Source organism: Streptomyces violens, assembly GCF_000717745.1.
In the GTDB taxonomy this organism is placed as follows: domain Bacteria; phylum Actinomycetota; class Actinomycetes; order Streptomycetales; family Streptomycetaceae; genus Streptomyces; species Streptomyces violens.
The window spans coordinates 43,383-68,107 of the sequence record NZ_JOBH01000011.1 but is presented as its reverse complement, the minus strand read 5'-3'; the positions used below and the strand labels follow the sequence as shown (position 1 = coordinate 68,107).

18 protein-coding genes are annotated in these 24,725 nt (G+C 73.5%); 3 read left to right on the top strand and 15 right to left on the bottom strand.

Features of this window, described 5'->3' with window-relative positions; translation table 11 throughout:
* Positions 1-37: 37 nt before the first annotated feature.
* The 3 genes from IF04_RS0122355 to IF04_RS35965 all read right to left on the bottom strand — a co-directional run bounded on the left by IF04_RS0122355 (position 38) and on the right by IF04_RS35965 (position 4,683).
* The gene (locus IF04_RS0122355) at positions 38-844 is read right to left on the bottom strand and encodes a GNAT family N-acetyltransferase (protein WP_030260723.1); all 807 of its coding nucleotides are present in this window, start codon (positions 842-844) and stop codon (positions 38-40) included.
* A gap of 54 nt (positions 845-898) precedes the next feature.
* The gene (locus IF04_RS0122350) at positions 899-2,767 is read right to left on the bottom strand and encodes an IucA/IucC family protein (RefSeq protein WP_245654478.1); all 1,869 of its coding nucleotides are present in this window, start codon (positions 2,765-2,767) and stop codon (positions 899-901) included.
* 419 nt (positions 2,768-3,186) lie between these two features.
* Positions 3,187-4,683 (bottom strand): aminotransferase class III-fold pyridoxal phosphate-dependent enzyme, encoded by a 1,497-nt coding sequence (locus IF04_RS35965; protein ID WP_037960372.1) that lies wholly within the window; start codon positions 4,681-4,683, stop codon positions 3,187-3,189.
* 358 nt (positions 4,684-5,041) lie between these two features.
* Here IF04_RS35965 and IF04_RS0122335 point away from each other — a divergent pair, with 358 nt between their 5' ends.
* On the top strand, positions 5,042-6,256 hold the full coding sequence (locus IF04_RS0122335; protein WP_030260716.1) for a trypsin-like serine peptidase: 1,215 nt from the start codon (positions 5,042-5,044) through the stop codon (positions 6,254-6,256).
* Between the two features lie 109 nt (positions 6,257-6,365).
* Here IF04_RS0122335 and hflX read toward each other — a convergent pair whose 3' ends face one another.
* From hflX to miaA, 6 genes are all read right to left on the bottom strand, one after another.
* Positions 6,366-7,865, bottom strand: a complete 1,500-nt coding sequence (gene hflX, locus IF04_RS0122330) for a GTPase HflX (RefSeq protein ID WP_030260714.1) — start codon at positions 7,863-7,865, stop codon at positions 6,366-6,368.
* A 205-nt stretch (positions 7,866-8,070) separates the two neighbouring features.
* Positions 8,071-9,618 carry a M1 family metallopeptidase gene (locus IF04_RS0122325; protein WP_078600633.1) on the bottom strand — a complete coding sequence of 516 codons (1,548 nt, stop codon included), beginning with the start codon at positions 9,616-9,618 and terminating at the stop codon, positions 8,071-8,073.
* 163 nt (positions 9,619-9,781) lie between these two features.
* The gene (locus IF04_RS0122320) at positions 9,782-12,106 is read right to left on the bottom strand and encodes a RelA/SpoT family protein (RefSeq protein WP_030260710.1); all 2,325 of its coding nucleotides are present in this window, start codon (positions 12,104-12,106) and stop codon (positions 9,782-9,784) included.
* Between the two features lie 205 nt (positions 12,107-12,311).
* Positions 12,312-13,202: a diaminopimelate epimerase gene (dapF, locus tag IF04_RS0122315; protein WP_030260708.1), complete on the bottom strand. Its 891-nt coding sequence runs from the start codon at positions 13,200-13,202 to the stop codon at positions 12,312-12,314.
* A gap of 94 nt (positions 13,203-13,296) precedes the next feature.
* On the bottom strand, positions 13,297-13,962 hold the full coding sequence (locus IF04_RS0122310) for a hypothetical protein (RefSeq protein ID WP_245654468.1): 666 nt from the start codon (positions 13,960-13,962) through the stop codon (positions 13,297-13,299).
* Positions 13,963-14,141: 179 nt separating this feature from the next.
* Positions 14,142-15,092, bottom strand: a complete 951-nt coding sequence (miaA, locus tag IF04_RS0122305) for a tRNA (adenosine(37)-N6)-dimethylallyltransferase MiaA (protein WP_030260704.1) — start codon at positions 15,090-15,092, stop codon at positions 14,142-14,144.
* 172 nt (positions 15,093-15,264) lie between these two features.
* Between miaA and IF04_RS0122300 the strand changes: the two genes are divergently transcribed.
* Complete coding sequence (locus IF04_RS0122300; RefSeq protein WP_030260702.1) at positions 15,265-15,552, top strand: antitoxin; 288 nt, start codon at positions 15,265-15,267, stop codon at positions 15,550-15,552.
* A 97-nt stretch (positions 15,553-15,649) separates the two neighbouring features.
* Here the strand turns inward: IF04_RS0122300 and IF04_RS0122295 are convergent, their stop codons facing one another.
* The 4 genes from IF04_RS0122295 to IF04_RS0122280 all read right to left on the bottom strand — a co-directional run bounded on the left by IF04_RS0122295 (position 15,650) and on the right by IF04_RS0122280 (position 21,343).
* On the bottom strand, positions 15,650-16,369 hold the full coding sequence (locus IF04_RS0122295) for a class III extradiol dioxygenase subunit B-like domain-containing protein (RefSeq protein WP_030260699.1): 720 nt from the start codon (positions 16,367-16,369) through the stop codon (positions 15,650-15,652).
* Between the two features lie 94 nt (positions 16,370-16,463).
* Complete coding sequence (gene miaB, locus IF04_RS0122290; protein WP_030260695.1) at positions 16,464-17,951, bottom strand: tRNA (N6-isopentenyl adenosine(37)-C2)-methylthiotransferase MiaB; 1,488 nt, start codon at positions 17,949-17,951, stop codon at positions 16,464-16,466.
* A 93-nt stretch (positions 17,952-18,044) separates the two neighbouring features.
* Positions 18,045-20,888: an FUSC family protein gene (locus IF04_RS0122285; RefSeq protein ID WP_030260692.1), complete on the bottom strand. Its 2,844-nt coding sequence runs from the start codon at positions 20,886-20,888 to the stop codon at positions 18,045-18,047.
* The gene (locus IF04_RS0122280) at positions 20,885-21,343 is read right to left on the bottom strand and encodes a MarR family winged helix-turn-helix transcriptional regulator (RefSeq protein WP_030260688.1); all 459 of its coding nucleotides are present in this window, start codon (positions 21,341-21,343) and stop codon (positions 20,885-20,887) included. The genes IF04_RS0122285 and IF04_RS0122280 overlap by 4 nt, the downstream gene beginning before the upstream one ends.
* 114 nt (positions 21,344-21,457) lie before the next feature.
* Between IF04_RS0122280 and IF04_RS0122275 the strand changes: the two genes are divergently transcribed.
* Positions 21,458-22,453, top strand: a complete 996-nt coding sequence (locus IF04_RS0122275; RefSeq protein WP_030260685.1) for a TAXI family TRAP transporter solute-binding subunit — start codon at positions 21,458-21,460, stop codon at positions 22,451-22,453.
* 28 nt (positions 22,454-22,481) lie between these two features.
* Here the strand turns inward: IF04_RS0122275 and IF04_RS0122270 are convergent, their stop codons facing one another.
* The gene (locus tag IF04_RS0122270) at positions 22,482-23,912 is read right to left on the bottom strand and encodes a HAMP domain-containing sensor histidine kinase (protein WP_030260682.1); all 1,431 of its coding nucleotides are present in this window, start codon (positions 23,910-23,912) and stop codon (positions 22,482-22,484) included.
* A 15-nt stretch (positions 23,913-23,927) separates the two neighbouring features.
* Positions 23,928-24,647 carry a response regulator transcription factor gene (locus IF04_RS0122265; RefSeq protein ID WP_030260681.1) on the bottom strand — a complete coding sequence of 240 codons (720 nt, stop codon included), beginning with the start codon at positions 24,645-24,647 and terminating at the stop codon, positions 23,928-23,930.
* Between the last annotated feature and the right edge of the window lie 78 nt (positions 24,648-24,725).

Genomic DNA, 24,725 nt, shown 5'->3' with positions numbered 1-24,725 from the left:
TGACCGGGGCGGGCCGGGGTCCGGGGCCGGTGGCGGATCACAGGACGGTGCGCAGGGCGCGGTCGCGGATCATCAGGGCGGCGCGCTTGTCGGGCAGGTCGGTCTCCGCGGCGAAGCGGAAGCCGGCGCTGAGGAAGGCGGCGATGGAGGGGGTATTGCGCAGGTCGGGCTCGGCGACGACCCGGCCGCACTGGGGGCGGTGGTCCAGGACGAGGTCGGCGGTGGCCCGCAGGAGGGTGCTCCCCAGGCCGCGGCCGCGGTCGGCGACGCCGCCGATGAGGAGGTGGATGCCGGTGTCGTGCGGGCGGGCCGGGTAGTAGCGGGCGAGCGGGTCGAGGTCGGCGCGGTAGATCTCCCAGTAGCTCATGGGGACACCGGCCAGCACGCCCAGGCAGGGCACGCTGCGGCCGTCGCCGTCGAGCTGGGTCCGCAGATGCGCTTCGGTGATACCGGGCGGCCCGGCCAGCTCCCAGAAAGCGGCCACGGCCGGGTCGTTCATCCAGCCGGCGACCAGCGCGAGGTCGCGCTCCAGCCGGACAGGTACGAGCTGGAACGGCCCGGCCGGGGTCTCGGCGGGTCCCCATCCGGCGAGCGCGTCGAGGAGCGGGCCGGCCGCCGGGTCACCGGGGCGGAGCTGCGGCACGGTGTCCTCGGCCCCGAGGACGGTCAGTTCGGCGGGCAGCCGGAGGTCGACGGTGTCACGGAGAGCGTCGCAGGGAGTGGCGGCGCTCGGGACGCTCGCCTCGGGAGCGAGGGCCTGAACGCTCCCCTCGGAGGCCGGGGCGAGGGCCGGGTCCGGGCCCGGAGCGGTGGTCAGAGACGCCGGTGGTTCGGTGGGGGGCACGGCGGGGTGCTCCTCTCGTGGGCTCAAGGGGGCACGGGTCGGTGGCCTCATGGCTCACGGGTTGAGGGGGTTGGGGAGGGTGACGTAAACGGACTGGGTGTCGACCGGGCCGACGAGCTCGTCCAGGCCGTGCAGCCGGGTGAGGAGGTTGGCCTTGCATCGCAGGGTCCGGGCGGTGAGGAGGAGTTCGGGGAGCGGCGAGCGGTGGGCGGCGGGCTCGGCGGCGGCTCCGGTCAGGAACCGCCGGAAGGCGGCGAGGAGTACCCCCTCGTCGGCGAGCCCCTGCGCGCCGAACGCGCCGATCAGCCCGAGGACGTTGTTGATGCCGAGGTAGTAGGCGAAGCGCTCGTCGGTGACGTCGTCGGGCACGAACGTGTCGCTCTCGACGCCGATGCCGGGCAGCCGCCGGTCCAGCTCCGCGCGCCGGGACTCGCGGAAGTAGTAGCCCTGGTTGTCGCGGTACCGGCCGCCGCTCGGCCAGCCGTCCGCGTCGATCAGGACGAGGGTGTTCTGCTGGTGGGCCTCCAGTGCGACGCCCGCGGTGCCGTCGAGCCACAGGACGGGACGTACGACGGCGTGGAGGTACCGCAGGAACCACTCGGCGGCGACCGCTCCGGCGGGCCGGCCGGTGCGCGCCGTCAGTGTGCCGATGAGGTCGGCGAGGCGGGAGCGCAGCCCCTCATGGCCGGGCCACGGCCGCGGCGAGGTGAGGCCGGCGACGCACACGGCGTCGTCGTCCGGCCCGAAGGGGTTGTGCCGGAAGACGACGTCGAGACCGCGGACCGGCTCGCCGTCGGTGCCCGTGACGGCGAGCCAGGCCGGGTCGCGGACGATGTCGAAGCCCGGGTGGGCCGCGCGCCACTGTGCGGAGAGGCCGCTGCGGAGGAGGCGGTGGGCCTCGACGCCGCGCTGCAGCTCCTTGCGGAGGTTCTCCCGGCGCGAGTTGGTGATCCGAAGCCCGAGGGAGAGCTTGAGCATGGCGTTCGCGCCGGGGCAGTGGACCGTCCGTACGGAGGAGGTGGGGTGCCAGTGCTTGCCGTGCGGGCCGAGGTCGTGCAGCAGGCCGGCGTCCAGGAGCGCGGCGACATCGGGGCGGTGCCGTACCTCGCGGGCCTGCCACGGGTGCAGCGGCAACGGGACGGTATCGGCGGGTAGTTCGAGGCCGTCACCGGCGAGATCGGCGGCGAGCCGGCCGGACGGTACGGTGCGGCCGCGCGCGGTCCACGCCGAGTCCCCGGCCAGTACGGAGCGGTGCACGGCCAGCCAGTGCAGCGGGAAGGAGCCGCGCAGCTCCGGGGAGTACGCGCGGAGGTCCCCCTCGGACAGGCCCTCGCGGCTCTTCGGTGTGGGGTGCAGCGGGTGCCCCAGGATCAGGGACTGCTCGCCTTCGAGGAAGCGGTCGCCGTGCGGGCCGGCGGGACGGGCCCGCCGGTCGGCGAGGATGGCGGCGGTGCAGCGTACGGAGTTGGCCACGCGGCCGACCAGCTCGGCGGCGCCTTCGGGGGATCCTTCGGCGGCCCCTTCTGCACTCCCCTCTGCGGCCTCCTCCGTAGTCGCCTCCGCGGCCCTGTCCGCGAACGCCGTCTCTCGGCGCAGCAGAGCGGCCAAGGTGACGGCGTCCACAGAGGGCGCATCCGCCGGAGCCTGCTCCAGTACAGGCAGGCCGAAGCGGTGGCAGCCGGTGGCCGACCAGTAACGGACGGGGACGCGCAGGGCGTTGCCGATGGCGTCGAGCGGGAGCCGGAGACGGTCGCCGGGCGGGCGCGGCGTGCCGCTCTCCCGGACCCAGCAGCGCAGCAGGTTCTCGACGCCCGCCGCGTCCGCGGCCACCGCCGGGTCGGGGTGCTCCAACGGGTCGGGGCACTTCGACGGATCGAGGTCGGCGTCCCGCTCCGTACCGGGCGGCTGCCGCCTGTCCCGCATCGCCGCCCCGACACCGAAGGCCATCCCGACGCCCGCCCGGGAACCGAGCGTCCCCGGCTCACACACGTGGCCGATACGACGCGCCTGGCGCGGGACGCTGGGTTCGTCGGCCGACTCGGACGGTTCGGACGCCCCGGACGGCTCTTCTGATACCTCCGACGGCTCCGCTGTTTCAGGAATTTCGGGGGCCAACGCGCTCGCCGCGTCGTCGGTCGCGCCGCCGGCTGCGCCGCCCCCCGACGGCGCAGCCGGCGCCCCGCGCTCCGAAGAGACGCCCTCGCCGGGGAACTCCGTGCCCCCGCCGGGCATTTCCGTCCGCGACACGCTCGCGCGCGGTCCGTCGGACGGGGGCTGCGCCGCGGGTGAGGCGTCCGGGGCGGGGCCGGCCGGCCCGTTCGTCGCAGGGCCAAGGCGTTCGGTCATGGGGTGGTGCCTCGCATGGTGGGGAGGGGCGAACCCGTCGGTCCGGGGGTGGGGCGGACCGCCGCCGCGATGGCGTCGGCGAGGCGGTCGAGTACGGCGTCGGCCTGTTCGTCGGTGAGCGTGAGCGGCGGGAGCAGGCGGACGACGGCGGAGCCGCGGCCACCGAGCTCCACGATCAGCCCGCGGTCCAGGCACTGCTGCTGGACCTCGGCGGCCAGCCGGGAGCCGGGCGGCGGGGCGCCGTCCGGTCCCACCGGCCCTTCCGGATCGACCAGTTCGACGCCGAGCATCAGGCCGCGGCCGCGGACGTCGCCGATGCAGTCGTGGTGCGCGGCCAGGCCGCGCAACCGTGCGAGCATCCGTGCGCCCAGCTCGGCGGCGTGTGCGGCGAGGCCGTTCTCGCGTACGTACGCGAGCGTCGCGGCGCCGGCCGCCATCGCGAGCTGGTTGCCGCGGAAGGTGCCGGCGTGCGCGCCGGGGCGCCAGGTGTCCAGCTCCTCGCGGTAGACGATCACCGCGAGCGGCAGGCTGCCGCCGATGGCCTTGGAGAGGACGAGGACGTCCGGGACGATGCCGCTGTGGTCGATCGCCCAGAAGGCGCCGGTGCGGCCGACGCCGGTCTGCACCTCGTCGACGACGAGCGGGACGTCGTGCGCCGCGGTGAGCTCACGCATCCGGCGCAGCCAGCTGTCGGGCGCGGGAATCACCCCGCCCTCGCCCTGGACGGGCTCAAGGATCATGCCGGCCGGGCACGGCACCCCGCTCTTGGGGTCGGTGAGGGCGTTCTCCGCCCAGCGCGCGGCCAGTTCCGCGCCGCGCTCTGCGGCGTGCGCGCCCCCTGCGGCGTGCCCGCCTGCGCCCCCGATCCCGGCGCCCGCGCTCCCGGCCTCCTGCCCGACGCCGACGCCGTCCCCGACGCCTCCTCCGCCGGTCCCGAACGGGCAGCGATAGGCGTACGGATACGGCAGCCGGGTCACGGAGGTGTCCCGCGCGCCCCCGGACGCGGCGAGCGCCCCCGCCGTCATGCCGTGGTACGCGCCGGTGAAGGCCATCAGGCCGTCGCGTCCGGTCGCTGTCCGTACGAGCGTCAGCGCGGCCTCGACCGCGTCCGTGCCGGCCGGGCCGCAGAACTGCACCTTCCCGTGCTCGGCCAGCTCCCGCGGCAGGGTGGCGAACAGCTCGGTGGTGAAGGCGTCCTTGACGGGGGTGGCGAGGTCCAGGACGTGCAGGGGCGCACCGGAGTCCAGGACGGCGCGAATCGCTTCGAGCACAACGGGGTGGTTGTGCCCGAGCGCGAGCGTGCCGGCGCCGGAGAGGCAGTCGAGGTAACGGCGGCCGTCCGCCCCCTCGATCGTCAGCCCGCGGGCGCGGACCGGGACGACGGGCAGCGAACGCGCATACGTGCGGGCGGCGGACTCGCGGAGCGACTGCCTCCGCAGGATCTGTTCACGGTCCAGCGGCGGTGCCATCGGCGGAGGCTGAGTCAGGGCCACGGCGGTGTTGTCCTCCTGCTGTTCCACGGGCTCCCGGCGCGCTCGTCGGCGCCGGTCACCGGCTCTGTCAGCCGCCCCGTGAACACGGACCGGCCGTCCCCCGTACGTACCAACGACGTCACGAGCACCGGATCACGGCCTCACCAAAGATCCTTGGCGACCGGAACCGCGGACCCGCCCGGTGCCGTCCCCCACGGCACCGGCATAGTGGGGCTCTGCATTCCGGACCGGCCACCAGAACCGACGGATCGGTCCGAACAAGTCCATACCGATCGCCAACAGTCGCCGGACGGTCGCGAATGCGCTCGCCGGACGATCGTCGCAGCGGTCGACGAACACACCCAGGGGGAATCCAGTCATGCGATCCATCCGCCTGTCCGCCGCCCGGCCACGTGCCGGACGCCGAACCACGCGCGGTGTCGCCGCGGCCGCGCTGGTCGGCGCGCTGGCGCTGACCGCCACCGCCTGCGGCCCCTCGGACGACAGCGCCGGTTCGCAGCCGGACCAGTCGGCCGTGGACCAGCCGGGCGGCGGCGAGCTGAAGATCCCCAAGGAGCTGCAGGACAAGCTCAAGGACCTCGGCGTGAACCTGGACGACTGGAAGCACGGCGAGTGGAAGAACTGGGACAAGAAGAAGTGGCTGCGTGAGGCCGGCCAGTTCGTGAACCCCTACATCAAGGGGCTGTGGGACCCGGACCGGATGAAGGACGCCGAGCAGCCCACCGAGCCGGTCGAGCCGGAGGACATCTCCGGTGACCAGGGCGTCACCGATCCCGAGCCGGCACCCGTGCGGGCGCAGCCGGTGAGCGCCCCGTACAGCGAGAGCGCGCCCGGCGTCGGCAAGGTGTTCTTCGACAGCCCCGAGGGCTCGATGGTCTGCTCGGGCGCGGTGGTCGAGGACCCGGCGCACCCGGGCAAGTCGAACATGGTGTGGACGGCGGGCCACTGCGTGCACGCCGGCAAGAGCGGCGGCTGGTACCGCAACATCGCCTTCGTGCCCTCGTACAACGACAGCGGCAGGTCCGCCGCCGAGCTGCAGGGCGCGACGAAGGAGCAGCTGGCCCCGAAGGGCGTGTTCTGGGCCGACGCGGCGCAGACCTCGCAGCAGTGGATCGACGAGGGCGCGAAGACCGGTGGCCAGGGCGCGCCGTACGACTTCGCCGTGCTGCACGTGAAGCCGGAGGCGGGCAACACCAAGTCGCTGGAGGAGACGGTCGGGACGGCCTACCCGGTGCAGTTCAACGCGCCGGCCGTGCCGAAGATCGCGTCGCTGACCGCGCAGGGCTACCCGGCCGCCAAGCCGTTCGACGGGCAGACGCTGCAGCAGTGCCCCGGGAGGCCCGGCCGGCTCTCGCTGGACACCGCGCAGCCCACGATGTACCGCATCGGCTGCACGATGACGGCCGGTTCGTCCGGCGGGCCGTGGTTCGCCAAGGACCAGCAGGGCCGGACTGCGCTGGTGTCCAACACCTCGATCGGGCCGGTGACCGCCGACTGGCTGGCCGGGCCGCACCTGGGCGCGGAGGCCAAGGGCGTGTACGAGGGCGTCAGCGAGAAGTTCGCGAACCAGTAGCCGGTGCGACAGTCCCCGTAACGGACATGCGTGAGGGCCCGCTCCCCTTGGTGGGGAGCGGGCCCTCGTGCGTCGGTCGTACGGCCCTCCGAGCGCGGGCGCGTGCGGATCAGCCGCCCGCGGCCGCCGGTACGTACGGCTGCAGCTCCGCCGCCAGCTCTTCGTGGACGCGGGCCTTGAGGACCGTGCCCTCCGCGGTGTGCTCCTCGGAGATCACCTCGCCCTCGGCGTGCGCCCGCGAGACCAGCTGGCCGTGGGTGTACGGGACCAGCGCCTCGATCTCGACGCTGGGCCGCGGCAGCTCCTCGTCGAGCAGGGCGAGCAGCTCTTCGATGCCCTGGCCCGTACGGGCCGACACCAGCATGGCGTGCTTCTCCTGGCGCAGCAGGCGCTGCAGCACCAGCGGATCGGCCGCGTCCGCCTTGTTGACGACCACGATCTCCGGCACGTCGGTCGCACCGACGTCACGGATCACCTCGCGGACGGCCGCCAGCTGCTCCTCGGGCACCGGGTGCGAGCCGTCGACCACGTGCAGGATGAGGTCGGAGTCGCCGACCTCCTCCATCGTGGAGCGGAACGCCTCGACGAGGTGGTGCGGGAGGTGCCGGACGAATCCGACCGTGTCGGCCAGGGTGTAGAGCCGCCCGCTGGGCGTCTCGGCCCGCCGGACGGTCGGGTCCAGGGTGGCGAACAGGGCGTTCTCCACCAGGACACCGGCGCCGGTGAGGCGGTTGAGCAGCGAGGACTTGCCCGCGTTCGTGTATCCCGCGATGGCTACCGAGGGGACCTTGTTGCGCCGGCGTTCCTGGCGCTTGATGTCGCGCCCGGTCTTCATCTCCGCGATCTCCCGGCGCATCTTCGCCATCTTCTCGCGGATCCGCCGCCGGTCCGTCTCGATCTTGGTCTCACCGGGACCACGGGTGGCCATGCCGCCGCCCGCAGAACCGGAGCCACCGCCACCCATCTGCCGGGACAGCGACTGACCCCAGCCGCGCAGCCGAGGCAGCATGTACTGCATCTGTGCCAGCGCGACCTGCGCCTTGCCCTCCCGGGACTTGGCGTGCTGGGCGAAGATGTCGAGGATCAGGGCGGTCCGGTCGACCACCTTGACCTTGACGACGTCTTCCAGGTGGATCAGCTGGCCGGGGCTCAGCTCACCGTCGCAGACGACGGTGTCGGCGCCGGACTCCAGCACGATGTCGCGCAGCTCCTGGGCCTTGCCGGAGCCGATGTACGTCGCCGGGTCCGGCTTGTCACGGCGCTGGATCACACCGTCCAGCACCAGCGCGCCCGCGGTCTCGGCCAGTGCGGCCAGCTCCGCGAGGGAATTCTCCGCGTCGAGGACCGTCCCGGAGGTCCATACGCCCACCAGCACCACGCGCTCCAGGCGCAGCTGCCGGTACTCGACCTCGGTGACGTCCTCGAGCTCGGTGGACAGGCCCGCCACGCGGCGCAGGGCCGCGCGCTCGGAACGGTCGTACTGGTCGCCGTCACGCGCCCCGTCGATCTCGTGGCTCCAGGCGACGTCCTCTTCCATCAGGGCGTCGGCCCGAAGGCTCTCGTGGAGGCGCTGTCGGTCCTGCTGAGGAAGGGAAGAAGAGGAGGTCATTTGATCCTTTGTGTCGTTGGGACGTCCCTCGAAGGCCCTTCAAGGGCCTCGGGACTCTCGATCGTGACAACGTCCGGACGCCCCGGGAGATTCCCGGCGGTCCCGGCGTCGGTCCGTCGATGGTCGCACGGCCGGTGACGCCCGTCACGCGAGTTTTCCTGCCCTCTCATTGTCCCTGGTGAGCGCGGCGGAGGTGGGCCCGGGGTCAGGATGCGCGGCCTTTCGGGTCCGGCTTCGCCTGCGCCTTCTTGACGTGCCAGTCCGGGTGGCCGGGCATCGGCGGCGTACGGGTGTCGTACAGCCAGGCGTGCAGGAAGCCGGAGAGGTCCTTGCCGTGGATGCGGGAGGCCAGCGCCACGAATTCGGCGGTGCCGGCGACGCCGTCGCGGTGCTGCTCGTACCAGGCGCGCTCCAGGCGGTCGAAGGCGGCGGCACCCATCCGCTCGCGCAGCGCATACAGGACCAGCGCGCTGCCGTCGTAGACCACCGGCCGGAAGATGCCGATCTTCTGGCCCTTCTCGGGGGGCTTGGGGGCCGCCGGGGGCCCGCCGGCCGCGCGCCAGCCGTCGGACTCCTGGTAGGCGCGCTTCATGCGGTCCTCCATGGACGCCTTGCCCTTGCTGGCGCGGTCCGCGTAGAGCGCTTCGTACCAGGTGGCGTGCGACTCGTTCAGCCACAGGTCGGACCAGGTGCGCGGGCTGACGCTGTCGCCGAACCACTGGTGTGCCAGCTCGTGCACCATCAGTGACTCCACGTACCAGGACGGGATCCGGTCCATGGTGAAGAGGTGCTTCTCGAACAGGGAGAGCGTCTGTGTCTCCAGCTCGAAGCCGGTCGAGGCATCGGCCAGCAGCACCCCGTAGGTCTCGAAGGGGTACTGGCCCACCTGGCGCTCCAGCCAGGCGATCTGCCCGGGCGTCTTGGCGAGCCAGGGCTCCAGCTTCTTGCGCTCGGCGGCCGGTACGACGTCCCTCAGGGGCAGCCCGTGCGGGCCCTGGCGCCGGACGACGGCGGACTTCCCCAGGGAGACCTGGACCAGCTCGGTGGCCATCGGGTGCAGCGAACGGTACGTCCAGGTGGTGGCCGGTCCACGGGCGCTGCGCCCGAGGGGCAGGCCGTTCGCGACGGCAGTGATGCCACGAGGGGCGGTGATCCGGAAGGTGAAGTCGGCCTTGTCGGAGGGGTGGTCGTTGCCGGGGAAGACGCGGTGCGCGGCGTCCGCCTGGTTGGCCATGACCAGTCCGTCGCCCGTACGGACCCAGCCGCCGTCCTTGCCGCCCTTGGGGTTGCTGGTGTGCCGGACGACGATCCGCATGCTCTGGCCCGGCTCGACGGGGCGGGCCGGGGTGACCACGAGGTCCTCGTCGTGCGTGGCGTACCGCGCCGGAGCCTCGTTGACCTGCACCGACCGCACGGTGCCGCGGGCGAAGTCGAGGTTGACGCGGTCCAGGTGGCCGGTGGCCCGGGCGGTGATCGTGGTGACGGCGTCCAGCGGGGCGTCGTTGCGTCCGGAGTACGTCATGGCGATGTCGTAGGCGCCGACGTCGTAGCCGGGGTTGCCGAGGTGCGGGTAGAGGCGGTCGCCGAGCCCCTGGGGGCCGGGCTCCGGCGCGCCCGCCGCCAGGAGGGCGCCGACGGCCAGCACCGCCGGGACGGCGCGGCGGTGGGCCTTGAGGCGGCGCGGCGCGGAGGGGCGCGGCAGGTCCGGCGCCTGGCGAATGAGGGACGCGGTACGGCGGGACATAGAGGGCATGCGTTACCGCTACCAGTACGGCCGCGCTTGTGAACGGCGGCACGGCAGGGCGGCACCCGAATGAGCGGTTCCGGTCGCTTCCCGGGCGCGTCGCCGCACGCCGCATCCGGGGGCCGCCCTCGGAGACGCGCGCCTCAGCGAGGGCACTTCGTCCACGCGCGCCTCAGAGGCGGATGGTCGCGGCCGGGCGGCTGCGGCCCGCGCGCAGGACGTCGAAGACGCCCGGTACCTGGCGCATCGCCCGCATCAGGGACGGCAGTTCGGCGGCGTCCGGGAGGTGCAGCGTGTACGTGTGCCGTACGCGCTGCTCGTGCGGCGGCTCCACGTCGGCGGAGACGACGGCGGCACCCTGCGTGGCGATGGCTTCGGTGAGATCGGCCAGCAGCCGGGGCCTGCTGAACGCCTCGGCGAGCAGCGTGACACGGCAGCCCTGGTCCGGCGCGGCCGAGCGTTGCCAGTGCACTCCTACGGGCGCCCGCCCGGCCGCCGCCATCCGGGCCACGGCCGGACACAGGGCGCGGTGCACGGTCACGATGCCGCCCCGTACGGCGAAGCCGGTGACCTTGTCGGGCGGCACGGGGGTGCAGCAGCCGGCCAGCCGGACCGTCGCGTCGGGGAGGTCGGCGACGGCGGGGACGGGCGGGCGGGGGCGGCGCGCCCCGGGGGCCTCGTCGGCGTCCACGGGGTCGGCGTTGCCCGCCTCCAGGGCGGGGCTCCGCTCGTCCGTCCCGTCGTTCTCGCTCTCCGGCGTCGCAGCAGTCTCGACGGTCTCCGTACCGGCGTCCCGTTCCCCGCGTTCCGCCCCCGGATGCGCGGTGAGCCAGCGGGAGATGGCGAGGCGGGCCGCGGGCGTACGCGCGTACTCCAGCCACTGCGGGGACGGGCCCGCCGCGGAGTCCGGGGCCATGAGGAGGTGCAGGCTGTCACCGTCGAGGAGGATCGTCGAGAGGGTCGCCAGGCGGCCGTTCACGCGCGCGCCGATGCAACAGTGCGCCCCCGCTCCATGGAGTGCGTACGCGGCGTCCACGCAGCTCGCGCCCGCCGGCAGCCGGATCGCGCCGCGGTCGCCCGAGGAATCCGCCGCCGTCTCGCGCGCCGCCTCCACTCCCCCGCCGAAGCCGCCGTCCGCGCGGAAGACCGTGATCTCCCGGTCCTCGGCCAGGTCGTCCCGGAGCGAGGTCCAGAACGTGTCCGGGTCGGGGGCGACCCGCTGCCACTCCAAGAGCCGTGAGAGCCAGCCGGGGCGGGTCGGGTCCACCCGCTCCCCGTCGGGCGCATCGGCGGCCTCCGACGGGCCGTACGGGCCGCCCTCGGCGGGGACGTGCGGGTTGCCGAGCGCGATCACCCCGGCCTCGGCCACCCGGTGCATCCGGTGGGTGCGGATAAGCGTTTCGGCAATCTCGCCGTGCTCGCTCGTCACCGCGGTGTGCAGCGACTGGTACAGGTTGAACTTGGGCGCCGCGATGAAGTCCTTGAACTCCGAGACGACCGGCGTGAAGCACGTGTGCAGCTCGCCCAGTACGGCGTAACAGTCCGCGTCCTCGGTGACCAGCACCAGCAGCCGCCCCAGGTCCGCGCCGGTCAGCTCGCCGCGCCCTATCCGCACCCGGTGCACCGAGACGAAGTGCCGCGGCCGGACGAGGACTTCGGCGTCGATGCCCGCGTCGTGCAGGACCGCGCGCATCCGCTCGGCGACGGCCGCGAGCGGGTCGGGGCGCTCGGCGTGCTGCCGCACGAGGGTGCGGGTGGCGGCGTACTCCTCCGGGTGCAGGATCGCGAAGACCAGGTCCTCCAGCTCGGTCTTGAGCGCCTGGATACCAAGGCGCTCGGCGAGCGGGATCAGCACATCGCGGGTGACCTTGGCGATCCGGGCCTGCTTCTCGGGGCGCATCACACCGAGGGTGCGCATGTTGTGCAGCCGGTCGGCGAGCTTGATCGTCATCACCCGGACGTCGTTGCCCGTGGCCAGCAGCATCTTGCGGAAGGTCTCCGGCTCGGCCGCCGCGCCGTAGTCGACCTTCTCCAGCTTGGTGACGCCGTCGACCAGGAAGCGCACCTCCTCGCCGAACTCCGCGCCCACCTGATCGAGCGTCACCTCCGTGTCCTCGACCGTGTCGTGGAGCAGAGAGGCGGTCAACGAGGTGGTCTCCGCGCCCAGTTCGGCGAGGATCAGCGTCACGGCGAGGGGGTGCGTGATGTACGGCTCGCCGCTCTTGCGCATCTGCCCCCGGTGCGAGGACTCGGCGAGCACGTACGCCTTGCTGAGGACCGCCAGGTCGGCGTCCGGGTGGTGGGCGCGGTGGACCTTGGCGACGTGCTCCAGGGCGTCGGGCAGGCCGTCGCGCGGCATGGGTCCCAGCAGCGCCGCGCGGCTGAACCGGCGCAGACCTCTCAGCTCCAGACGGGGGCGGCCGCGTTTGCGGGCCGGCACCCCTGCCGGGTGAAGCTCTGCGGGCGCACCGCTGGGTTCAGTGGCCTCTGCGCTCATGGGGCACCTCCGGCAGCATCGACCGGCGGCCGGACGCGATCAGGCGGTGACGGCGGTGTCCGGGCCGGTGCTTGATGCTACCGAGCCCATCACGCACCGCTCACCGCCTCTCGCCCAGAGTGAAACGGATCACCCATTCGAGCGAATCTTCGGCGGTACCCCGTTACCGTACGAGGGCCGTTCCCGGACGGCCCCGGAGCCGTTCTCAGGCGGTGGCCGCGGCCAGCCAGGCGGGGTCGATCGTGCCCTCGGCGACGATCACCGCGGGACCCGTCATCTCGACCGTGCCGTCCGGCAGCTCGGTGATCACGAGCTGGCCGCCGGGGACGTCGACGGTGTACGCGACGGGGCTGCCCGTGATCGCGGGGTCGTCGCCGTCTCGGCGCGCGGCGGCGACGGCGACCGCGCAGGCGCCCGTGCCGCAGGATCGGGTCTCGCCGGAGCCGCGCTCGTGGACCCGCATCGCGACATGGCGCGGGCCGCGGTCGACGACGAACTCGACGTTGACTCCGCCCGGGTACACGGCGGCGGGGCTGAACGGCGGAGCGCTGAGCAGGTCCCCGGCGTGGTCGAGGTCCTCGACGAAGGCGACGGCGTGCGGATTGCCCATGTTCACGTTGCGCGCGGGCCAGCTGCGGCCGCCGACCGTGACCGTGACCTGCTCCTCGGGGAGCTCGGCGCGGCCCATGGTGACGGTGACCTCGCCCGTCCCGGGGCCCGCGGCGTCCTTGGCCAGGTGCACACGGCGCACGCCCGCCCGGGTGGCGATGGCCAGATCGCCGGGCTCGGCCAGCCCGGCGTGCTCGAGATAGCGCGCGAACACCCGGACGCCGTTGCCGCACATCTCGGCGATCGAGCCGTCGCCGTTGCGGTAGTCCATGAACCACTCGGCCTCGTCGGCCATGGCACGCGCCTCGGGATGCGCCGCGGACCGTACGACGTGCAGCACGCCGTCGCCGCCGATGCCGGCCCGGCGGTCGCAGAGCCGCGCGACCAGGGACGCGGGCAGCTCCAGCCGCCCGTCCGGGTCGGGGACGATCAAGAAGTCGTTCTCGGTGCCGTGGCCCTTGAGGAAGGCAATGCGCTCGTTGCTCACCCTTGAATCGTACGGGCCACCACCGACAGCGGCCGCATCCGGGCGCGCCGCGTACGGAGGCGGAGACGCCGCGTACGGAGGCGGGGCGGGCCGCTCAGCGCAGCCGGGCCACGCGCCAGATCGCGAGGGCCGCGAGCACGAGGACGACCGCGACGTACACGGCCACCACCCGCCAGTCCGTGCGCCGGCCCGAACCGCGGGCCGCCAGGCCCGGCCAGGTGTGGCCGACCCGGCGGGCGGCCATCATGCCCCAGCCGGCCGCGCAGCAGCACAGCAGCAGCCCAAGCATCGCGAACACGGCGCCGCCGTCCCCGCCGAATTCGAACGCCAGCGGAAAGGCGAACATCAGTGAGCCGACGGCGGCCAGCCCCACGATGGGGGCGAGCTGCCACAGTCGGAGGCGGCGCGGCGGCCGCAGCTCCCGGAAGGACGCGGCGTCCTCGGCCGGGCGGTCGTCCTCCGGCTGCGCGTCCGGCCCGTCGGAACCGTCCAGCGCGGTCGCGTCCTCCAGGCCCGCGTCGCCCGCCGGTCCGTCGTCGTCCGTCAGCCGGCCGTCGGGGGCCGTCAGCCGATCGTCGTCCCCCGGGCGCTCCTCACCGGTGAGCAGGTCGTCGTCCGGGAACAGGTCCTCGTCCGGGAGCGGGGCGTCCTCGGCGGGGCGGCCCTCGGCGGCGGCCCTGTCGTCCCGCGGCAGTCCGGCACCGGCGGCCGGTCCGGCGTCGTCGAGCGCCGGCGCCCGGCCCGGTCCCTGACCGGTCATCGGTTCCCCTCCGGCGCGCTGTTCGCGCGGTGCTTCCGGCTGCTGCGCTCGGCTGCGAGGGCGGGCCTCCATCGCCAATGCCCTCCCAGTTCCAGACGCCACGGCTCGGTCGATGGTCGATAATGACACGCCCTCAGGGGGCCCGATGGCGGCCGGAGCGTCCCGATGCCAGGACGTGATCAGGCTGTGACCGGTCGTTCGAGCAACGCCAGCGCGCGCTCCGGAAGTTCCCCCCGGACCTCGGCGGCACCGCTGAGCCAGTGGACCCGCGGGTCCCGCCGGAACCACGAGTCCTGGCGGCGCGCGAAGCGTTTGGTGGCGCGTACGGTCTCGGCCCGCGCCTCGTCCTCGGTGCACTCCCCCGCGAGGTACGCCAGCACCTGCTGGTACCCGAGGGCGCGGGACGCCGTACGCCCCTCGCGCAGGCCCTGTGCCTCGAGCGCGCGTACCTCCGCTACGAGCCCCGCCTCCCACATGCGGTCCACTCGTACGGCGATCCGCTCGTCCAGTTCGGGGCGGGCCACGTCGACGCCGATCTGCACGGTGTCGGCGTAGACCTCGCGCTGATCACCGGGGCCGGGCAGGTTCGCCGTGAAGGGGCGCCCGGTGATCTCGATGACCTCCAGGGCGCGGACGACGCGGCGCCCGTTGCTCGGCAGGATCGCGCGCGCCGCCTCGGGGTCGGCGGCCGCCAGCCGGGCGTGCAGTACGCCGCTGCCCTCCTGTTCCAGCTCGGCCTCCAGCCGGGCGCGCACCTCGGGGTCGGTCCCGGGGAACTCCAGGTTGTCCAGCGCGCCGCGCACGTAGAGGCCGGAGCCGCCCACCAGGACGGCGGTGCGCCCCTGGGCGAGCAGCCGGTCGATCTCGGCGCGGGCCAGCCGCTGGTACTCCGCGACGCTCGCCGCCTGGGCGACGTCCCAGATGTCCAGGAGGTGGTGCGGTACGCCGCCCCGCTCCTCCTGGGTGAGCTTGGCGGTACCGATGTCCATGCCCCGGTAGAGCTGCATGGAGTCGGCGTTGACGACCTCGCCGCCGAAGCGCTGGGCGAGGGCGACGCCCAGGTCGGACTTGCCGGCCGCGGTGGGGCCGACGACGGCGATGACCCGCGGTGCGGGAACTGCGTTGTTCACCGCGCCAGTCTGTCAAACCGCGCGGGCGGTTTCGAACGAGCGCCGTCCGGCCCGCTCTCCGGAGGGCCTCGCGCAGCGCGGGCGCAGGCGGGGTTTGGCCCGCAAGAGTAGGGTAAAGGGCAGGTATGGGCGCTTTTGGGACTAAGCGTCCTCCGACCAAGGAAGGTGGCTCATGGGCCTGCTGGACAATCTCAAGGCCAAGGCCGGCCTCCTCAAGGACAAGGCCGGTGACTTCGCGCACCAGCACGAGGACAAGATCGATCGGGGTCTGGACAAGGCCGGGAGGGCAGCCGACACCCGGACGAAGGGCAAGTACAGCGGCCAGATCGGCACCGGCACGACCAAGGCGAAGGAAGCCCTGCGCCGGATGTCGGAGCACCAGGGCAAGCACACCCGCGGCACCGACGGCGGGACCGCCGAGGGCCCGGGCACGGAGAGGCGGCCGGGCGACCCGATGTGAGACGGGCGGGGCCCACAGACCGGTGGCCGGGGATCCGAGTGGTCCCCGGCCATCGTCGTGTGCCGGTGTCGCACCTGTGAGGCCCGTGACGGGCCGGTCAGGACCAGGCGGCCACGAAGTACCCGACCCCGTACGGCGCCTCCTCGTGGAGCAGCTCGCCGCCCAGCCCAGCCCCTTCCGCGGCCCCGGCCAGGACCTGCCAGCAGGCGCGGCCGGAGACCTTGAGCGACTGCGCGGGCTCCTCGTCCAGCGCCCCCAGTGCGGCGGCGTCCGCGCCGCCGAGCATGCGGGCCAGCTCCGCGTCGAACGCCTCGGCGCGCTCGTCGAAGTAGCCGGGCGCCTTGACCGTACGGCAGGCGCTGCCGTCGCCCATCACCAGCAGGGCCACGCGCTCGGCCGACGCCGCGAGCTGACGTCCGGCGCCCAGGCACTTCTCCGGTTCGAGCGGTTCGCCCACCCCGAGGGCGGTCACGGGAACGCCGCGCCAGTCCGCGCGCTCCAGGAGCCACGCTCCGAGCGCCAAGGAGGGCGGCAGCTGCCTGCCCTCCGCGGCGCCTTCGCCGTCCGGTGCGCCGAGTCGTACGGAGAGGTCCACGCCGAACCCGGCGAAGGATCCCGGGGTCCCCTCCTTGAACGCCCCGCGGCCTTCGGGCTCGGCGGGGCCGACGACGACCAGCCGGTCGGCGCGCGCGGCCGCGAGCACGCCGACCGCGTCCGTACAGGCGGCCCGCAGGCCGTCCAGTTCGGCCGCGGCGCCGCCGGCGACCTCGGGGACGAGCAGCGGCGGACAGGGACACAGAGCAGCAGCTACGAGCATGGTCCGCAGCGTATCCCCGCCACTGTGGGGCGCCGGTCCGCGGCCCCGTACCCGGCACGCGTGACCGGTGCGGGAACGGGGCCGGGGCGGGTGCTCAGGAGGTCGGGCAGCAGCCGCCCGCCGGCTCCGCCGGAACGGGCGCAGGAGCGCCGACCGTCGGCAGGCCGAGCATGACCCCGGCGGGCTGCGCCGGAGCGGCGTTGCGGCGCTCCCAGGCGTCGCCGGAGCGGGTGCGGCGGACCGCGACGGCCTCGCCCTCGGCGAGCAGGTGGTGCGGGGCCGCGTACGTGATCTCGACCGTCACCATGTCGCCGGGGCGCACCTCGGTGGCCGGCTTGGTGAAGTGCACGAGGCGGTTGTCGGGCGCGCGCCCCGAGAGGCGGTGCGTGGCGCCGTCCTTGCGGCCCTCGCCCTCGGCGACCATGACCTCGACGGTGCGGCCGACCTGCTTCTTGTTCTCCTCCCAGGAGATCTCCTCCTGGAGGGCGACCAGCCGCTCGTAGCGGGCCTGGACGACCTCCTTGGGGATCTGCCCCTCCATGGTCGCGGCCGGAGTGCCGGGGCGCTTGGAGTACTGGAACGTGAACGCCTGCGCGAAGCGGGACTCGCGCACGGTGTGCAGCGTCTGCTCGAAGTCCTCCTCGGTCTCGCCGGGGAAGCCCACGATGATGTCGGTGGAGATGGCCGCGTCCGGCATGGCCGCGCGGACCTTCTCGATGATCCCGAGGAAGCGCTCCTGGCGGTAGGAGCGGCGCATGGCCTTCAGGACGGTGTCCGAGCCGGACTGCAGCGGCATGTGGAGCTGCGGCATGACGTTCGGCGTCTCGGCCATGGCGGCGATCACGTCGTCGGTGAAGTCGCGGGGGTGCGGGGAGGTGAAGCGGACCCGCTCCAGGCCCTCGATCTTCCCGCAGGCGCGCAGCAGCTTGGAGAACGCCTCGCGGTCGCCGATGTCGGAGCCGTAGGCGTTGACGTTCTGGCCGAGCAGGGTGATCTCGGAGACGCCCTCGGAGACCAGGGTCTCGATCTCGGCGAGGATGTCGCCCGGCCGGCGGTCCTTCTCCTTGCCGCGCAGCGCGGGGACGATGCAGAAGGTGCAGGTGTTGTTGCAGCCGACGGAGATGGAGACCCAGGCCGCGTACGCGCTCTCGCGGCGGGTGGGCAGCGTGGAGGGGAACGCCTCCAGCGACTCCGCGATCTCGACCTGCGCCTCCTCCTGGACGCGGGCGCGCTCCAGGAGGACCGGCAGCTTGCCGATGTTGTGCGTGCCGAAGACGACGTCCACCCAGGGCGCCTTCTTGACGATGGTGTCGCGGTCCTTCTGTGCCAGACAGCCGCCGACGGCGATCTGCATACCGGGCCGCGCGGCCTTCTTCGGGGCGAGCTGGCCGAGGTTGCCGTAGAGCTTGTTGTCGGCGTTCTCGCGCACCGCGCAGGTGTTGAAGACGACGACGTCCGCGCCGTCGGCGCCCTCGGGCGCTGGCACGTACCCGGCGTCCTCCAGCAGGCCGGACAGCCGCTCGGAGTCATGGACGTTCATCTGGCACCCGTGGGTGCGCACCTCGTATGTCTTCGCACTCATCTCAATCGACCAGGGTACGTGCTCCCGAAGGCCGTCCGCCCCCACCGGGGGCATCCCGGAGGGGGCGGACGGACAAGGGGCGGGCTCAGCGGGTCAGGGGCGCTGGGCGGGCTTCAGCTCGATGTCGTGGTGGACGTCGCCCCGGGAGGGGTCCACCGCCAGGAAACGCGCCGTCGGGGCGTGCGCCGAGCCGGAGGCGATCACGGTGTAGCCGCCGGGCTCCAGGCCCGTGATGCGGTACCGGCCGCCCACCGCGCGGACGCCGGCACGGCGCTTGCCGCGGTCGCTGACGACCGTGATCCACGCCTCGCAGCCGCCGGGGTGGTCCGGGCAGTGCAGGGAGCCGCTGACGGTGCATGTGCGGCCCGAGGAGGCGGCACGGGCGGCGGAGGGCGCCGTACGGCCGCGGGGCGCGGCAGCGGGCGACTGAGCGACCGTGGCGGCCTGCTGCGGCGCCGCGGCACTCGCCGTGGTCCCGGAGGCCACCGGGACCTGCTTCGCGCCCGGCTCGCCATCGTGCCGGGTGTGCGCCAGCCAGGCGGCCAGGGCTGCCTGGGTGCGGCGGTCCAGCGTGGACATGCCGTCCTTCGGTGCCGCGCCGCGCTTCGGGGCCGGGGCGGGCGCCGTGGCCGGCTCCGGTTCCGCGGTCGCGGTCGTGACGGTCAGGCCGCGGTCCTCGGCGTAACCGGCCAGCGCCTCGTCCAGTGCGGCCAGCTCCCGCAGCGCCAGGTGGAGGCGGTCGGCGCGGGGCCCGGCCGGTGCGCGCAGCACCTCCTCGAGTTCCCGGATGAGCGGGCTGACGCGTACCCAAGTGCCGCCGGGCTCCCCCGTGGCGAAGCGCCGGTCGAGGGCGTGCAGGGACTCCACGAAGGTGGTGGTGATCCGCTCGACGCGCCGGCCCAGTTCCGGAGCGAGGTCGATGTCGATGTCGGCGGCCGCGGCGAGGGAGCGGGCGTGGCCGGTGGCGGCGGTGAGCAGCGCGAGGCGGTTCTCGGCGCCGCGGCCGCGGACGCCGATGGGCATCCGGACCAGCGGCCGGGCCACGCCGCGCACCTGGTACAGCGCCGCGTCCACACCACGGGCGGCGCCGCGCAGCCGCACCGGGGCAGCGGGGTCCTGCCAGCGCTCGGCGACCTGAGAGAGCAGGTGTTCCAGTGCCGAGACGTAGCCGCGCTCGGCCTCCTGGGCGATCTTGCGGCTGGAGACCGGGAAGATCAGCGCGGCGCAGGCGGTGGCGATGACGATGCCGAGCCCGTTGTCGAGCAGCCGCTCGCTGAGGAGCTTCTCCATGCCCGTGTACGGGGTGGACAGGCCGTAGAGCTGGACCAGGGCGGTGACCAGCCCGGCGACCCAGTAGGCGTACTGGCGCTGCATGCCCCAGGAGCCGACGGTCAGTCCGGCCACGATGACGGCGAGCGTCCAGTAGATGTGCCCGGGGCCGATCAGGCGGAGCAGTACGACGCCGATAACGGCGCCGACGATGGTGCCCGCCATACGGTGGCCGAGCTTGCGCAGCCTCTCGTGGGTGGTGTTGGTGCCGAACAGCGTGATCATCACGCCGACCAGGCCCCAGTAGAAGCGCTGCGGGTTGATGGCATCGGTGATGGGGCACACGATGGCGGCCGCGAGCCCGGCGTGCACGGGTGCGCGCAGGTACGGGACCGCCCGCCGCCAGCCCTTCTCGCTCTGGGCGGCGATGACCCGGCGGGCGACCGCTCCGGTGCCGGCCGGGCGGTTCTGCTCCAGCGCGACGGTGGGCTGGAAGGGCACCTTGGCGCGCGCGGTCGGCGCGTTCCAGCCGAGGTCGAGCCAGTGGGCGAGGGAGTCGGCGAGCGAGTCCAGGAGGTGGCCGACCCGGCGGGCCAGCGCGGCGGCCTCGGCTTCTTCGGAGCCCGCATCGGCGGCCTCCAGTACGGCGGTGGCCTGCTGCTGGATGAGCTGCGCTGCCGGGCGCAGCGCGTCGGCCCTGCCCAGCGGGGTGTCCCGGGTGATGACCAGGCCGACGACCATGGCCTCCCGGAGGTGCGCCGGTGCCTGGAGGCGGGTGAGCTGCTGGACGCACTGGCCGATGCCCTTCAGGGCCAGCTCGGCGTCGAAGAGGTGGCGGTGGAGCAGCTCGGCGGTGTCGGGGTCGGCGGCGACCTCGGGCTGGGCGAGGCGGCCGTCGATGGTGACGGTGGTGACGTTCAGCCGGCGCAGGCTGCGGCGCATCCGCTTGACGGCGACCTCGTGGTCGGCGTCGGGGTCCAGCGCGTCGGTGGCGGCGTCGGCGACCCGGCGGGCCTCGACGACGAAGGCGCGCTGCGTACGAAGGAGGTCCTCGCGCGGCATCGGGTAGCACAGCGCGAGGCGGGTCAGCAGGACGGCGACGGCGGAGACCAGGGAGACGAGGAACATCTCGCCACAGAGGTTCAGCGGGACGTTCGCCATCATGCCGACCATGAAGGCGTTGAAGAGCAGCATGCCGCCCAGCAGCGCGAGGGTGCCGAACCGGGCGAGGAAGAACGTCACCGCGAGCGCGGCCACCATGATGGTGAGTTCGAGCACGCGGTACTGGTGCAGCCAGGCGGCGAGCGGCAGCGCGGCGGAGAACGGGAACGGCATCCACACGATGGCCTTGGCCAGCCGCTGCCAGGTGTTCTCGGCGACGGCGAACGCGCTCATCAGGCCCATCATGCCGCCGGCCATCATGCCCAGCATGGCGGGCAGGCCGAGCGCCACGGACATCCCGTAACCGGTCGCGAGCCCGGTGACCATGGCGACCAGCGTCCGCCACCCGGCCTGCAGCTGGCCGAGTCCGGGGTCGGCGGCGAGCACCCAGTCCCACCAGCGTCTCGGCCCGCCGACGCGCCGGGGTGCCACGGCGCTGTCGCGGGCCGGATCGCGGCCGGTACGGCCGTCGGTGATGTCCGGGGTTTCGGTGGCTGGCGTGGTCAACTGACCTCCGGTTCGATGGCGTGCAGCAGGGTCCTTACGGCATCCCGGGCGGCGCCCACGGCGCGCTCCGGTTCGTCGACGTTCGAGCGCAGCCCTTCGAGAAGCGCCGCGGCCATCCGCTGCCGCGCGTGCTCCAGCAGCTCCCGGCCTGCGGGCGTCAGCGAGGTCTCGATGCAGCGCCGGTCGTGGGCGCTGCGCTCGCGCTGGACGAGTCCGCGCTCCTCCAGTTCCTGCAGGACCACGGTGACCCGGGGCTGCGCGATGCCGGTGCGCGCGGCGAGTCCGGTGACCCGCAGGGGGCCGCCCTCCAGGGCGTCCAGGAGCGAGACGTGCGTACGCGGCAGGCCGAATTCACCGAGCCGGAAAAGTGCCTGGGAGAGCCTGCCGATGCCCCGGAGGAGCCCGCGAGCGGCGTTCTCGATGCGCTGTTCGTCGGACGTCGACGATGAATGCATATAGCAATTATATAACAGAGGTATGCATCCTCGTCACCGGGTGCTGCGCACCGCCTGGGGACAGTCGCCATTGGCCCCTCCCCTTCGGGGGCCGCGGCTGGCAGGATTCCGGCCATGGTCCACAGCCTTCCCCTGCCCTGCGGCCGCCGGGCGCTGCAGATGGCGGTCGCGGCGGCGGCCGTCGCCGGGCTGCTGCTGTGGTGCCTGCTGCCGGGCGGGCCGCAGGCGCCGGGCGGGCGGGTGACGCTGGCCACTGGGGTGCCGACCGGGGTGTACGCGCGCTACGGGGAGCTGCTGAAGCAGGACCTCGCGCACGACCTCCCGGACCTCGACGTCACCCTGTCCCGCAGCGAGGGCTCCGTCGACAACATCCGCAAACTCGTCTCCGGGCGCGCCGAGTTCACCATCGCGGCGGCCGACGCGGTCGCCACGTACCAGGAGGCGCGCGGGCGGGGCGCCACCGGGCTGCGCGCGTGCGCACGCCTCTACGACGACTACATGCAGCTGATCGTCCCGAAGAACTCCAAGGTCCGCTCGACGCGCGACCTGAAGGGGCTGCGGGTCGGTGTCGGCGCCGACGGCTCCGGAGTACAGCTGATCACCCGCCGGCTGATGCGCGCGGCGAAGCTGGACTTCGACCGGGACATCCACGCGGAGCGGGTCGGCATCGACACGATGCCGCGGCTGCTGGAGAGCGGGAAGCTCGACGCGTTCTTCTGGTCCGGCGGACTGCCCACCACGGCCGTGAAACGGCTGGCCGACCGCTTCCCCGTACGGCTGGTACAACTCGGCGACCTGGTGAAACCGCTGCACGCGCAGGGCAGGGGCAGCCGCTACTACCGGGCCGCCGTGATGCCGGCGGACGCGTATCCGAAGGCGCAGGACGACCGGGCCGTGAAGACCATCGCGGTGGCGAACCTGCTGGTGACCACCGACCGCGAGGACCCGGACCTGACCAGGGCCATGACGCGGACGGTGATAGACAGCCGGGACCGCATCGGCCGCGAGGTGCACGACGCCCAGAAGGTCGACCTGCGCACCGCCGTCTTCACCGACCCGCTGCCGCTGCATGAGGGCGCACGGCGGTACTACGTCTCGGCGAAGCCGTAGGGGCCCGTGAAGGCCTCTCACGGGGTCGTCAGGGGGCGGCCGGCACGTCCTGGTGCGGGCGGTCGCGCGGGACGGTGACAGTGGCGCACAGGCCGCGTGGCGCGTTCGGGGCGTAGGAGATCTCCGCGCCGCCCGCGGCGAGCATGGCGCGCGTGATGGACAGGCCCAGACCGGACCCGGAGACGTTCTGGTGGCGGCCGCTGCGCCAGAAGCGGTCACCGATCCGTTCCAGTTCCTCGTCCGTGAGGCCGGGGCCGTGGTCGGCGACCGTGATCCGGACCCACTCGCCTTCGGGGACCGCGGCGACCGTGACCTCCTCGCCGGCCGGGGTGAACTTCAGGGCGTTGTCGACGACCGCATCCAGGGCGCTGGACAGCGCCACCGGATCGGCCCAGCCCGTGACCGCGCCGTGCCCGTCGTACCGCAGCGTCACGCCCTTGTCGTCGGCAAGCGGGCGCCAGGCGCCGGCCCGTTCGGCGGCGAGCGCGGCGACATCGGTGAGCTGGAGGTCGGCGGGTGTGTGCTCGGCCAGCGCCAGGTCCAGCAGGCCGTCCAGGACCCGGGCCAGGCGCTTGCCCTCCGTACGGACGGAGGCGATCTCCTCGTTGTCCTCGGGGAGTTCGAGCGCGAGCAGTTCGATGCGGAGGAGGAGGGCGGAGAGCGGGTTGCGGAGCTGGTGGGAGGCGTCGGCGACGAAGGCGCGCTGCTGCTCCAGCACGTCCTCGACGTTGTCCGCCATCTCGTTGAACGACCGGGCCAGCCTGCGGAGTTCCGGCGGCCCGGAACCGGCGACCACCCGGGACTTCATCCGCCCGGTGGCGATGTCGTGGGTGGCCGCGTCCAGTGTCCGTACGGGCAGCAGCACCCACCCCGTGAGCCGGAACGCGGCGCCGACCGCGACCAGCATGGCCAGCGCCTCCCCCGCCACCAGCCACAGCCAGCCGTGCAGAATCCGCGAACGCAGCTGCTTCGTGGGCGAGTCGGTGAAGACCACCGCGACGACGTCGCCGTCCCGGATGACCGGCGAGGCGACCGGCAGCCGGCGGTCGTCCCAGGGCCACGCCTGGTGCGGGTCGTGGCTGCGCCGCCCGGCGAGCGCCTCATCGAAAGCCTGCCGCCCCTCCCCCTCACTCGGTATCCGCCAGTGCGCGGGCGCGGCAGCCATGGGGGTGCGATCGCGGTAGAAGACACCGGCACGGATGCCGTAGAGATCGTGGTACCGCTGGAGCTCCGTACGGAGGGTGCTCAACCGTTCGTCCTCGGCGGGGGCCCGGCCGTCGGCGCCGGGCCGGGCGGTCACGAACTGCGCCAGTGAGGCGAAGCGCGCCGCGTCGTCGATCCGGTCCACCACCACCCGCTGCTGCTCGCCCGCCGCCTGGCTGCCGGCCAGCGGGAAGCCGAGCGCAAGCAGCACACCGGCCAGCAGCACGATGAGGAGCGGGAGGAGGCGGGTGCGCACGGTGCTGTACGGCCGTCAGGAGGCCGGGGGCGCGGGGGCGGGCGCCACGAGCCGGTAACCGACGCCGCGCACCGTCTCGATCAGCGCGGGCATGCGCAGCTTGGAACGGAGCGAGGCGATGTGCACCTCCAGAGTGCGTCCGGTGCCCTCCCAGCTCGTCCGCCACACCTCGCTGATGATCTGCTCCCTGCGGAAGACCACTCCGGGGCGCTGCGCAAGAAGGGCGAGCAGGTCGAACTCCTTACGGGTCAGCGGAACGGCGCCCCCGTTGACCGAGACCTGGCGGGTGGCCAGTTCGATGGTGACGGCACCGATGCGCAGCAGGTGCTCGCCGCCCCCGTCCTCGGCCGGCTGCTCCCCGGGGCCGTGCACGGTGCGCCGGCTCACCGCGTGGATACGGGCCAGCAGTTCCCCGGTGTCGTAAGGCTTGACCACGTAGTCGTCCGCGCCGAGGTTCAGACCGTGGATGCGCGAGCGGACGTCGGAGCGCGCGGTCACCATGATCACCGGAGTGCTCGTGAGCTTCCGTATCCGGCCGCAGACCTCGAATCCGTCCTGGTCGGGCAGGCCCAGGTCGAGCAGTACCACCGCGAACGGCTCCGCCGCGTCCGGTACGAGCGCGTGCAGCGCCTCCTCACCGCTCCGGGCGTGCACCACCTCGAAGCCGTGCTTGGCGAGCACCGCGGAGAGCGCCGCGGCGACATGGTTGTCGTCCTCCACCAGCAGCAGCCGCATCGGCCCTCCCCCTCTCACCGCTCGCGTCGCAGGCCATCAGGGCATCTACCGCGATCGACGGCGGACCCGTCAAGGGGC